At 64.6% G+C, this 12,292-nt stretch carries 11 protein-coding genes and 1 tRNA gene; 10 read left to right on the top strand and 2 right to left on the bottom strand.

All coding sequences use genetic code 11. The annotated features are described in order from the left end of the window. Positions 1-7 precede the first annotated feature (7 nt). Positions 8-661, top strand: a complete 654-nt coding sequence (locus ACTSLZ_RS12335) for a class I SAM-dependent methyltransferase (protein ID WP_443095200.1) — start codon at positions 8-10, stop codon at positions 659-661. A 203-nt stretch (positions 662-864) separates the two neighbouring features. On the opposite strand, the gene ACTSLZ_RS12330 is transcribed toward ACTSLZ_RS12335, so the two are convergent. Continuing rightward, a tRNA-Gly gene (locus ACTSLZ_RS12330) sits at positions 865-935 on the bottom strand. A gap of 95 nt (positions 936-1,030) precedes the next feature. Here ACTSLZ_RS12330 and dcd point away from each other — a divergent pair. The 3 genes from dcd to ACTSLZ_RS12315 are packed head-to-tail and all read left to right on the top strand — an operon-like array spanning position 1,031 to position 4,005. Beyond that, positions 1,031-1,615, top strand: coding sequence for a dCTP deaminase (dcd, locus tag ACTSLZ_RS12325; RefSeq protein WP_436594515.1), 585 nt, complete (start codon positions 1,031-1,033; stop codon positions 1,613-1,615). Between the two features lie 9 nt (positions 1,616-1,624). Then, on the top strand, positions 1,625-2,908 hold the full coding sequence (locus ACTSLZ_RS12320; protein ID WP_443095199.1) for a hypothetical protein: 1,284 nt from the start codon (positions 1,625-1,627) through the stop codon (positions 2,906-2,908). Next, a complete protein-coding gene (locus ACTSLZ_RS12315; protein WP_443095198.1) occupies positions 2,905-4,005 on the top strand; it encodes a MauE/DoxX family redox-associated membrane protein in 1,101 nt (366 codons plus the stop codon). Before ACTSLZ_RS12320 ends, ACTSLZ_RS12315 begins: the two co-directional genes overlap by 4 nt. Here the strand turns inward: ACTSLZ_RS12315 and ACTSLZ_RS12310 are convergent. After that, positions 3,947-5,302 (bottom strand): MFS transporter, encoded by a 1,356-nt coding sequence (locus ACTSLZ_RS12310; RefSeq protein ID WP_443095197.1) that lies wholly within the window; start codon positions 5,300-5,302, stop codon positions 3,947-3,949. The genes ACTSLZ_RS12315 and ACTSLZ_RS12310 overlap by 59 nt on opposite strands. Positions 5,303-5,459: 157 nt before the next feature. Here ACTSLZ_RS12310 and ACTSLZ_RS12305 point away from each other — a divergent pair, with 157 nt between their 5' ends. From ACTSLZ_RS12305 to ACTSLZ_RS12280, 6 genes are read left to right on the top strand one after another with little or no spacing between them, the layout of a single operon-like run. Next, a complete protein-coding gene (locus ACTSLZ_RS12305; protein WP_443095196.1) occupies positions 5,460-8,621 on the top strand; it encodes a Na+/H+ antiporter subunit A in 3,162 nt (1,053 codons plus the stop codon). Then, entirely contained in the window at positions 8,618-9,193 is a 576-nt protein-coding gene (locus ACTSLZ_RS12300) for a Na(+)/H(+) antiporter subunit C (protein ID WP_178979420.1), read from the top strand. Before ACTSLZ_RS12305 ends, ACTSLZ_RS12300 begins: the two co-directional genes overlap by 4 nt. Then, positions 9,190-10,815, top strand: a complete 1,626-nt coding sequence (locus ACTSLZ_RS12295) for a Na+/H+ antiporter subunit D (RefSeq protein WP_443095195.1) — start codon at positions 9,190-9,192, stop codon at positions 10,813-10,815. Before ACTSLZ_RS12300 ends, ACTSLZ_RS12295 begins: the two co-directional genes overlap by 4 nt. 1 nt (position 10,816) lies before the next feature. Next, positions 10,817-11,401 carry a Na+/H+ antiporter subunit E gene (locus ACTSLZ_RS12290; RefSeq protein WP_443095194.1) on the top strand — a complete coding sequence of 195 codons (585 nt, stop codon included), beginning with the start codon at positions 10,817-10,819 and terminating at the stop codon, positions 11,399-11,401. Beyond that, positions 11,398-11,790, top strand: a complete 393-nt coding sequence (locus ACTSLZ_RS12285) for a monovalent cation/H+ antiporter complex subunit F (RefSeq protein ID WP_443095193.1) — start codon at positions 11,398-11,400, stop codon at positions 11,788-11,790. Before ACTSLZ_RS12290 ends, ACTSLZ_RS12285 begins: the two co-directional genes overlap by 4 nt. Next, a complete protein-coding gene (locus ACTSLZ_RS12280; RefSeq protein ID WP_436594504.1) occupies positions 11,791-12,264 on the top strand; it encodes a cation:proton antiporter in 474 nt (157 codons plus the stop codon). Positions 12,265-12,292 lie beyond the last annotated feature (28 nt).

Here is a 12,292-nt window from a genome sequence, read left to right as displayed (position 1 = left end):
TCGACGCATGCGCGAACCTTCACTGTGGGAAGTCCAGAAGAAGAACAACCCCGGTCACTCCCGGTGGTACATCGAACGGTTCGAGGCGATGCGCGCGCAGGGAGCCGATTTGGACGGGGAAGCCCGGACGATTGACGCCATGTCATCGCGAGGTTCGACCATCCTCGACGCAGGATGCGGACCGGGCCGCGTCGGCGGCGAACTCGAACGCCGCGGACACCGGGTGATCGGGACCGACGTCGACCCCGAACTCATCGACCAAGCTCGCATCGACCACCCGGAGGCGACTTGGCTGACCGGTGACCTCGCCGACCTGGACGCGGCGATGCCAGCCGAGGTCATGGGCGCGGTCGATACCGTGGTCTGCGCGGGCAATGTGATGACTTTTCTGGCTCCATCCACCCGCCGGGCGGTTCTGGAAGGGTTCAAGCGTGCCCTCACGCCGGGCGGACGTGCAGCGGTCGGGTTCGGCGCAGGCCGGGGGTATCTCTTCGACGACTTCTTCCAGGACGCGGAGGATGCCGGGTTGGACGTGGATCTCAGGCTGTCGACCTGGGAGCTCGACCCGTGGGGCCCGGACTCCACCTTCCTGGTGGCCCTGCTCCGCAAGCCGGAAGACCCTGCCCAGCAACCAGGGGCCAGGACCAACCTGCTCGGCTGAAGGACGAGTCCTTGATGATGGGGCCTGGGTCTCGGGCTTCGTGTCACGGGCGACGGACGCTTCGGCACGTTCATCAGGGCCGGGCATCCATGGAATACGACGACGGGCCGCAGAAACCTCTGCGGCCCGTCGTCGTTGCCGATCATTCACCGGCTGCGTGGCACCGGACCAACTCACTTCATGGAATGGCTCGGCGGAATCGGAGCGGCTGACGGGAATCGAACCCGCGTATCAGGCTTGGGAAGCGTGCGCTCTACCATTGAGCTACAGCCGCATGATCCTCAAAGGACCAGAAATTATCGTAGCGCATCATCGGAAGCGGTGCGAACCGGTGGCGGGTGCACTCCGAGCATGTCTTATTCTTAAACCGTGCTGATTTCAGACCACGATATACGCCAGGACATCGACCGCGGACGCATCCGGCTGGATCCCTATGATCCGGAGATGATGCAACCCGCGAGTATTGACGTGCGCTTGGACAGGTACTTCCGGCTGTTCGACAACCACAAGTATCCGTACATCGATCCTCGTGAGGACCAGCCGGAGCTGACTCGATTGATCGAGACCAAACCGGACGAGCCGTTCATCCTGCACCCGGGGGAATTCGTGCTGGGGTCGACCTACGAGCAGGTCACCCTCCCCGACGACGTCGCCGCCCGCCTGGAGGGCAAGTCGTCCCTGGGCCGTCTCGGCCTGCTGACCCATTCCACCGCGGGTTTCATCGATCCCGGTTTCTCGGGCCACGTGACTCTGGAACTGTCCAACATGGCGACATTGCCGATTCTGCTGTGGCCGGGGTCGAAGGTCGGGCAACTGTGCTTCTTCCGCCTCAGCTCGCCCACGGATCATCCCTACGGCTCCGGGACCTACGGCAACCGTTACCAGGGCCAACGAGGTCCGACGGCATCCCGCAGTTACCAGAACTTCCACACGACAGACGTTTTCGAGAAATAGATACGGACAATGACCGAGACCCTCGTGTTCACCATGAGGGCTATGGGGGCGGTCGTCGATGTCTTCGCGGGTCCGGGGGTGTCTCCAAGGCTGATCGAGACCTTGGTATCCGCCTGGACCGATTGTGAAGCGTGCCCGGCCCCGGAGCCTTCGCCCCCATGGAACCCGGAGCACGTGAGCATCGTTCTCGCGACCCGGCAGAATCCCATGCCCGCGACCACCGTCGGGAGTCGTGAGGTGCCCGTACTGACGGTCGACGCCGACGTGCCCCGGGTCGCCCAAGATTTCACCTCTCTGGTCACGCTCGAGCTGATCCGCCGACACATCGGCCGGATGCACCTCTTTCATGCTGCGGCGCTGATGCAGCCCGGAACCGGCCAGGTGGTCGCCCTCGTCGGCCCTTCCGGGCGGGGCAAGACAACCGCCTCGCGTGCCCTCGCCCGGGCGGGATGGGTGTACCTCAGCGACGAAACGTGCGCGATCGACCCGGAGACTCTGGCAGTTCTGCCGTATCCGAAACCGTTGTCGATCATCGCGAAACCGGCAGAGCCCAAGACCCAAATCGCGGCGTCGGCCCTGGGGCTGCGACACCACGATCCGGCCTCGCCCGTGCGTCCGGAGCTCGCGCGCCTCGTCGTTCTCGACCGCCTCGACGCCGGGACCCGACCGCACGAGGACGCGGCGCGAGGGCTGCGCTGCCTGCCATTGCTGGAATCACTGCAGGTTCTCGCGGAACAGTCCTCCGGGCTGGCGCGGACGCGAGACGGTCTGCTGAGGCTCGCCGAATTGGCGGATCGGATCGGCGGAGTCGACGCAGTGACCTACACGGATTCTTCGCAACTGCCCGGGCTCCTCGCAGACTCTCTCGAAACCCGACGAGACGCCGGGGTCGAGCCCTGGAAATACATCCCGGGGTCCGCACCCGGGGAACCGGCGGGGCACGATCTGCCGAGCTCCGACCTGCCCGGCCCGGTCGTCCCGGAACCGAAAGGATCGGAGCGATTGTATTCGCGGAGCGTCGAGACCTGCGGAATCGTCACCGACCACGGGATGCTTCTCATGCACCCGGAGCGTACGGTGATCTACTCGGAGCTCGGCGCGGATCTGTGGATCGAGGCCGGGGACGGCCGGACCAGGCATCACCTCGAAGAAAGGCTGTCCGAAATCTACGGGCCGCCACCGCCGGGGGCTTTCGACGTCGTCCTCGACACGATCCTCGAGGACGGCGGTCTCGTCGTCTCGAACCCGCCCGGTACCGCAAGTCCACCCACTGACCCAGAGGAGCAACCATGACGGCTTTTCTTGCTCCGCCGATGATCCTGGCCGTCGTGCTCGGGATATCGGGGATTTCGAAATTGCGTGCCCGAGGCAGTGTGTCCGCGGCCTTCGAGCAGTTGGGTGTTCCGCCTTGGTTGGACCGAGGCTGGATCAAACGCGCGTTCCCTTGGGGCGAGGTCCTCCTGGGCCTTGTTCTCCTGTGTTCTCCGGGGTGGGCCGCGCCGATCGCGGCGCTGGTCGCGGTCGCCTTGTTCGTGACCTACTGGGCGCTGATCTACCGTGCGCTGGGATTTGACGAGCCCGTCTCGTGCAATTGCTTCGGCCAAGCCAATACGGAGCCGGTGACCCATTGGACCCTCTGGCGCAATACCGCTTTCCTGTTGCTGGCCGTGCTCTGGTTCGCCGCCTCGTTCCGGGTTTCCGCGCCCGGACTCGTCGCGCGTGTCTCCGGATCGGACCTTCTCTGGATCCTGGGAATGGCGGCAGCGAGTGGAACTCTGTTCCTCTCCCTCGCGCCCGGAGCGCGCCGTGCCGCGGAAGCCCGCAGGGCCGCTCATGAACCCCGCCACCCGAGCCAGGACGGCGTCGGTTCCGGTCCGGTGATGGCATCCAGCCCTCATGGCGACTCCGACCCCCAGAATCCGGACAACGACGACGACTATGTGCGTCGCCCCATCCCTGGAATCGTGCTCAAGGACTCCCATGGGGATTGGGTGGCCCTGACACGTCTGGCGGCGACCCGAGCGCGGCTCCTTCTCCTCGTTTCACCGGGATGCGGTTCCTGCACGGAGGTGATCCGTTCGGCCCGGACGTGGCGCGATGAATTGTCTCCCGCTGTCGAAGTCCACCTGGTGACCTCCGCCCGTCAAGAAGCCATGGAGGCCGTGGTGGGCGAAGAGCTGTGGGACTCGGTGCTGTACGACCGCGAGTACTTCCTGGATGACCTGATGGGCATGGGGGCGACACCATCTGCGGTACTGCTCGGAGCAGACCGATTGCTCGCCGGGGGCCCGGTCCTCGGCCGGGAGGACATTTCGGCCTTCGTCGAGGACATCAAGGTCGAGTTGGAAGCCGCACCGCAAGGGCCAGACCGAGGGCCAGAACGATCATGATCCCGAGAATGCCCCACACCTGGTCCCCGAGAAGGCCCACGAACAGGGCAAACAGTGCGGGGGCCAGGAAACTCATGGCACGTCCCGTGGTCGAGTAGAGGCCGAAGTATTCTCCCTCGTCACCCGGCTTGGTCAGCCTGGACAGGTAGGTGCGCGAGGCGGATTGGGCGGGTCCGACGAACGCGCACAACGCGAGACCGCAGACCCAGAAGAGCCCTGGGCTCTGCACCAGCAACAATGGTGCCGCCGCGATCAGCAACCCCGACAGCGAACCGATGATCACCCGCTTGGGTCCCAGCGCGTCGTCGAGGCGGCCCCCGACGACCGCGCCGAGACCGGCGACCACGTTCCCCGCGATCGCGAACACGATGACCTGGCTCGTGGAGAAACCGAAAGTCCCGGCAGCCAGTACACCTCCGTAGGTGAACACGCCCGCGAGCCCGTCTCTGAAGACCGCCGATGCGATGAGGAACCTCAGGGCCACGGGTTCGTGGCGATACAGGCGTCGTATCGTGCGTCCGAGGCGTCGATACGAATCGACCCATGATTCCTTGTGGGCCGAGACCATCCGGCCCGTGGCCGCACCGTATCCGCTTTCGGGTGCCGTGGCCCCCGGAAAACGGAGCAGAATCGGGAGAGACAGCCCGGCCAGCCAGATCGCGGAGAACAGCGCCACGGCGCGAAGGTTCAGCGAATCGTCCTCGGGGACCCCCAGGAGTCCGGGGGAGACGAAGCCGAAGAGCACGATGACCAGGGCGATGATGCCTCCGAAGTAGCCGAAGGACCACCCCAGGCCGGAGACCCGTCCCACCGTTTCGGGGGTCGAGATGGAGGGAAGGACGGCGTTGTAGTGCACGGTCGCGATCTCGTTGAAGACGTTGGCCGCGGCAATGAGTCCGACGCCGAGCCACAAGAAAGCCGGGTCCGGACGGACGAAGAAGCACAGCGCCACGCAGACGGCCACCGCGGCGGTGGTCACGGCCAATGCTTTGCGACGAGATCCACCGCGGTCCGCTCTCTGTCCGGTGACGGGAGCAGTGACGGCAATGACCAGCCCTGCTGCGGCAAGTCCGATGGACAGTGCCTGGGACGTGTGGTTCTTGCTGCCGAAAAGCTCGCTGGTGAGGTACACGTTGAACACGAACGTCGTCATCACGGCGTGGAAGCTCGAGGCGCCCGCATCCCAGAGCGCCCACGGGATCACCGGCTTGTGCTCCTCGGATCGGAGCGACGACGGCGAGGGCGGCGCATAGCTCATGGGCTCAGGATACAAGCGCCTTCGGGTGAACCCGATCACGGCGCGGCCCTTCGCCGGCGGAATCCTGCAGGATTCGGGGAATGTTAATAGTCGGACGTCATTGTCAGCTCTCAGCATGCATGGACAGGTGCACATGTCGGCGCTGGTATTCTTGTGAGGGACCAGACCCCGAGGCCCAATGAGGAGGTCCCACCGCGTGAGCTTCGTGATCCTGGTCCATTGCTTTGCGGCTCTCCTCGCCCCCGCGTGTTTTCGTCGGTGGGGACGTACGTGCTTCTACGGACTGGCGGTCGTTCCCGCGGTCTCCTTCGTGTGGCTGTGTGCACAGGCTCCCGCGGTTTTCGGCGGAACCGATCTGGTGGAGAGCTATCCGTGGATCCACCAGTTGGGTATCAGCCTGACCTTCAGGATGGATCCGCTGGCCTGGATCCTTTCCGCGATGATCCTCGGCATCGGGGCCCCGATCCTTTTCTACTGCGCCGCATATTTCAAGCACACCAACCAGTATTCCGGTGCATTCGGCGCTCAACTGGTTCTCTTCGCCGGCGTCATGTTCGGGCTCGTCACGGCCGATGACATGATCGTGATGTTCGTGTTCTGGGAGATCACGAGCATTCTTTCCTACGTCCTCATCGGCTACGCCCACGTCCGGTTCTTTGCCCGGCGCGCCGCGCTCCAGGCGCTGATCGTCACCACGGCCGGGGGACTGGCCATGTTCATCGGCGTCATCATGTTGGGCGTGGCCAGCGATTCCTACCTGCTCTCGGATGTTGTGGCCAGGGCACCGGAGACGGTGGCGACCCCGGGAGGCGGAGTCGCGGTCGGGGCCGCGCTCGTCCTGATCCTGGTCGGGGCCATGTCGAAGTCCGCGCTGTTCCCCCTCCACTTCTGGCTCCCGGGCGCGATGGCCGCACCCACCCCCGTCTCGGCCTTCCTCCACGCGGCGGCCATGGTCAAAGCCGGAATCTATCTGGTGGCACGTCTCGCCCCCGGCTTCGCCGACGTTCCCCCGTGGACCGCTCTGGTGGTCTGCTTCGGCCTGTTCACGATGCTCTTCGGTGGCTACCAGGCCCTCAAGCAGTTCGACCTCAAACTGATTCTCGCCTACGGCACCGTGAGCCAGCTCGGCTTCATCATGACCGTCGTGGGTATCGGCACTCCCGACGCAATGTATGCCGGTCTGGCCATGATGGTGGCCCACTCCCTGTTCAAATCGGTCCTGTTCCTGGCGACCGGAATCATCGACCACCAGGCCGGAACTCGTGAGATCACCCGGCTCTCCGGAATCTGGCGCAAAGCACCCGGCCTGTTCGTCATGGCCGTTCTCTCGGCCGCCTCGATGGCCGGTATCCCTCCGCTCGCGGGGTTCGTGACCAAGGAGGGTATCCTCGAGCTCGGCCTCGACGCCGTGCAGCACGGCGTCGGCGATCTGGACGCGACGCAAGGTCTCGTCGTCCTCATCGGCATAGCCCTCGGCTCGGTCCTGACCCTCGCCTACAGCGCTCGATTCATCTGGGGCGCTTTCGCAACCAAGCGCGTCGCGGACGCCCACCCGGACCTGGTCCAAGGAGGATCGGTCCATTCGACCGACTTCCACGTCATTCCGTTCAACTTTGCTCTCGCCCCCGGCCTGATCACCGTGCTCACGATTGCGTTGGGGCTGTTCCCCGAGCCGCTCCACGTGATGGCGTACGACGCCGCGCGCACCGCCGGACACGTTGAGCAGCATTTGGCTCTGTGGCACGGGTTGACGCCCGCACTGGGCCTGTCGGCGGTCATCGTCCTTCTCGGCTTCGTCCTCTTCGCGCTGAGGTCTCCGGTCGAGAGATTCCAGGCCGCTCTTCCGAGCCTGCCGACGGCAGACACCGTGTATCGCGCCGTCATCGGCGCCATCGACTACGTCGCAGTCCGCGTCACGGGCTTCACGCAACGTGGCTCGCTGAGCTTCTACCTCGCGGTCATTCTGGTGACTGCCGTGGTGGTACCCACCGTCGGGCTGTTCCTGGTCGAGACACCTCCGTTGAATTCGTTCAACTGGTCCGATTCCCCGGCGCAGTGGGCCATCGCCGTCGTGATGGTCGGCGCGGCCCTGGTGGCCGTGCGGGCGTCCAAGAGGTTTTTGGCGATCCTCATGGTCTCGGTGACCGGCTACGGACTCGCTCTGATTTTCGCGCTCCGTGGGGCGCCGGACCTCGCGCTCACGCAGTTGCTCGTCGAGACGATTTCGTTGATCGCGTTCGTCTTGGCCCTGCGCATGCTCCCGTCCGGAATGGGGCAGCGGAAGACCACCAGGAAACCGGTGCGCATTGCCATTGCCGCGGGATTCGGGCTGTTCATGATGGCGCTGACGGCCTTTTCCATCTCCTCCCGGACGGAATCGCCGATCTCCTTGGATATGCCGCGATTGGCATACGAGATAGGACACGGCAAGAACGTCGTGAACGTGACCCTGGTCGACATGCGCGCCTGGGACACCTACGGAGAAATCTCGGTTCTGGCCCTCGCGGCCACGGGCGTGGCCAGCCTGATCTTCATCGCGGGCAGGCAGGACGGAGGAGCCAGCAGCCAGCATTTGGACACGGGACGCATTCGTGCGGTGAGCAAACGGTATGCGGGGCGTACCGGCCTGAGCGCCGGGGCTCGCGTCGCCGGTCGTTTCATGAACGTCAAGCGGGACCCGTTCCTGGTCGCCGGCCGGACGCTGGCGCCGGAGAACCGGTCACTCATGCTCGAGGTCATCACGCGGTTGCTCTTCCACACCATCATGCTGACCTCCGTATATCTGTTGCTTGCGGGGCACAACCTGCCGGGCGGCGGGTTCGCGGGTGGCCTTCTGGCCGGTCTGGCTCTCGGGCTCCGGTACCTCGCGGGAGGCCGGTACGAGCTGGAGGAAGCCACGCCGTTGAACGCGGGGGTCCTGCTCGGTATCGGAATGATCGTCGCCGCGCTCTACGCTCTCCTCCCGCTGGCCTGGGGCGGAACGGTGTTCACGTCCTACAACGTCGATCTCGAGATGTGGCTGTTCGGCGAAGTGCACTTCGTGACGTCCACGATTTTTGACGTCGGCGTCTACCTGATCGTGGTCGGACTGGTTCTCGACGTGCTCCGCAGCCTCGGGGGACGCATCGACTCGGTCCTCGAGGAGGAGCGAGAGAAAGAGCGCGAGAAGGCCAAGATCACCGGGCGCAAGCGTCGTCGCATCAAGGTCCGCCGTTCCGGCGGACCACAGACCTCGGTCATCCCCTCCGGTCCGGTCACCGCAACCAGTGAGGACGAACCGACGCACGAGAGCCAGGACCGCACGAGAGATCGGCAGGACACGGTGCTTTCCGATAGCGCAGGGGAGGACAACCGATGATCGATGCAGCCCTGTTGTTGGTCATGGGAGTCCTCTACGCGGTGGGGGTCTACCTGATCTTGGAGAAGTCGCTGACCAAGGTGCTCTTGGGCCTGATGCTCATCACCAACGCGACCAACATCCTGATCCTCCACACCGGCGGTGTTTCGGGACTTCCGGCGTTCTTCGACTCTGAGGTCGCGGCAGAGGACTACTTCGATCCACTGCCTCAGGCGCTCGTACTGACCGCGATCGTGATCTCGTTCTCCGTGACGGCGCTGATGCTCGGCATGATCTATCGCAGCTGGGTCCTCTCCCGCAGGGACGATATCCAGGACGACGCCGAGGACCGCCGCGTCGCTGCCCAGCCGGATTACGATCCGGAGGACGACGACGCCGCCCCGATCGAGCCTTCCGAATTCGAGGGATCCGAGGAACAACGAGAGGAAGCCTATCGTCAGCGGAAACAGGCCGAGCGAGCGAAGAAGGAGGGCGCACGACCGCAGGCACCGGACGAAGTGCCCGGCTTCTCGGGTGAGCATCACCCCCATCTCGACCAAGGCGACCGCGACAGAGGGGAGTGGCACGCATGAGCATCGTTGACATTGCCCCGGCCGCGGTCGTCCTGCCCCTCCTGGCGGCGGGCGCGAGCTTCACGCTGTACAAGCACCCCAACGCACAGCGACTCCTTTCGGTCGTGGCCATGCTGGCCACCCTGTGCCTCGAGTCCGTCCTGCTCGTCTCCACCTGGGGCGGCGAACCCCAATCGGTCACCCTGGGAGCATGGGCCGCGCCTTTCGGCATCGTGATGGTCGTGGACCAGCTGTCCTCTCTGATGCTCGTGGTCTCGACGCTCGTTTCCTTTGCGGTCATGATTTACGCGACCGGACAGGGCCTCGCGGACGGGGATTCGGACGCGCCCATCTCCGTTTTCTACCCGACCTACCTCGTTCTGCTCGCCGGCGTCTCGAACGCGTTCCTCGCCGGTGACCTGTTCAATCTCTACGTCGGTTTCGAGATTCTCCTGACCGCCAGTTACGTGCTGATGACCATGTCCGGTTCCGCGCCGAGGATCCGCGCGGGAATCACATACACCGTGGTCTCCGTGATCTCGTCGATGTTGTTCCTGATCTCGATCGGCATGATCTACGGGGCCGTCGGAACGGTCAACATGGCCGACATTGCGGTCAAGGCGGGGCATCTGCCGGTGGGAACTCAGGTGCAGCTGCACCTGATGCTGCTGGTCGCCTTCGGGATCAAGGCCGCGGTCTTCCCCTTGTCGCTGTGGCTCCCGGACTCCTATCCGACGGCTCCGGCCCCCGTCACCGCCGTGTTCGCGGGGTTGCTGACCAAGGTCGGCGTGTACGCCATCATCCGTACCGAAATCCTTCTCTTTCCCGAGAGCCGAGTGGACAACTTGCTGGCCCTCGTGGCCGCGGCCACGCTCGTCGTCGGGATCCTGGGCGCGCTCACGCAGAGCGATATCAAGAGAACCCTGTCATTCATTCTCATCAGCCACATCGGCTACATGATCTGGGGCATCTCCTTGGCCACGCCCGAAGGCCTGATGGCCGTGGTCTTCTACATCGCACACCACATCGTGATCCAGACGAGCCTGTTCATGGTCGTGGGTCTCATCGAGCGACGCGGCGGATCCGCCAATACGGACCGACTCGCGGGGCTCGCGAAGATCGCCCCGATCCTGGGCGTCCTCTACTTCATCCCGGCGATCAACCTGGGCGGCATTCCGCCGTTCTCAGGATTCCTCGGCAAGGTCGGCCTGATCGACGCGAGCGTTCAGGCCGGAACGTGGCAGGGGTACGTGCTGGCCGGCGTCGGCGTCTTCGTGTCCTTGCTGACCCTGTTGACCCTCACACGAATCTGGAACCGCGCCTTCTGGCGCAAACCGGAGGACGCCGAATTCCCGGATCCGATCCTGTTGGCCAAGGACCAGGACGGCAAGTACGGCGTCCGGACGTCGGGCGAACTCGACGTCGAATCGAGGCGTTACAAGGGCAAGGACGTCACTCTCCTGCCCCGACCGATGATGGCCTCGACCATCGGCCTCGTGGTGGTCGGCGTCGCCATCACGGTCTTCGCCGGGCCCCTGTTCGACCTGTCCGATCAGGCCTCCGGGAATCTGAGCAACCCGCAGGTCTACATCGACGCCGTTCTCGGATCGGACCACGGAGCCTCTGCGGAAGGGGGTCACTGACATGAGTCCTTCGGCGCACCGGGCCCCACGCGTCCGGCCCAAGAACACTCTGCGCACCGAACTGCCGCTGATCGTGTGGTTGGTCCTGGTGTGGGGTGCCCTGTGGCGGGATTTCTCGGTCGGGAACCTGGTCTTCGGACTGATCATCGCGTTGGTGATCGTACGCATCTTCTATCTGCCCCCGGTGCAGTTGTCCGGTAGGTTCAACGTGTTCTGGGCGGCCGTGCTGATGACGAAATTCGTGTGGTGGATCGCCCACGCGAGTTTCGAGATCCTCTGGTTCACCGTCCGACCCCAAGGAGCTCCACATTCGGCCGTGGTATCGGTGCGACTTCGTATCAACAGCGACCTGCTCATCACCGTGGTCGGTCACATCGTCTCCCTGATCCCAGGCTCCTTGGTGGTCGAGGTCGATCGGAGAACCGCGACCATTTACTTCCACGTCATCGACGTCAACGACGAAGCGGACGTCCGCAAGTTTCAGGACGGAGTGCGGAAGATCGAGGACCTGGTGATTCGCGTGATGGGGACCAAGGAAAGCCATCGCGCCCTGAAAGCCGGCCAGCTGGGGGAGGGAACATCGTGAATATCGTCATGATCGTCTGCGGTGTGCTGCTCGTTCTGGCCGCCATCGGAACCATTGTCCGCCTGGCCAAGGGGCCGTCTCTGTTGGATCGTGTGATCGCCTCCGACGTCCTGCTGGCCATCGTCGGCGCAGGACTCGTCGTGGACATGGTGTACAGGGACAGTTACGAGAACGTCACCATGCTGATCGTGATCTCGCTCGTCGGATTCCTGGGTTCCGTGACGGTCGCGCGCTTTGCCAACAACAAGCGCGAACGCAAGGACCAGCGCGAAAAGCCCGAGTCCTCGGCGGCGACCACCTCGCCCGAGCGTCCGTACGGGCACGGACGATCCCGCAAATCTGGCAAGACCGTCGGTTCGACGCCGACGGCACGGCGGGGTGATCGGTAGATGGACCTCGTACTCGATACGGTGACCGGTATTTGCCTCATCGGCGGGTGCCTGATGTCGCTGGGTGCGGCCGTCGGCATCGTACGGTTCCCGGACGTGCTCTCGCGTCTCCACCCGGGAGCCAAGCCCCAGGTCTTCGGCTTGTTCCTGCTCCTGATTGCGCTCGGCATCGCTTCGCGGTCCTGGGCACTGGTCCCGGCGCTCATTCTCGCCTGGACCCTCCAGATTCTCGCCGTGCCCGTTTCCTCGCACATGGTCGGTCGGTCCGGTTTCCGCAACCGGCACTTCACCGCCTCGGCCCTGACCGTCAATGAACTGGCCGACCTCGTGGAGCAAATGAACCGCGAGGAGGAACAGGAAGAAGCGCCTGTGCAGGCGACGGACGAGCCCAAGGACATCGACGCCGAAGCCGCCGGTCTCGAGAAGGACGGTCAGGAGCGGCCGGCCAAGGGGCCGGACGGCCACGACCAGTGACGCAGCTCAGCCTCGCCGGCCGGCGCTT

The organism is Rothia koreensis, from assembly GCF_052232265.1.
Classification (GTDB): Bacteria; Actinomycetota; Actinomycetes; order Actinomycetales; family Micrococcaceae; genus Rothia; species Rothia koreensis.
The sequence above is the reverse complement of the archived record's forward strand: the minus strand, read 5'-3'. Positions and strand labels throughout refer to the sequence as shown.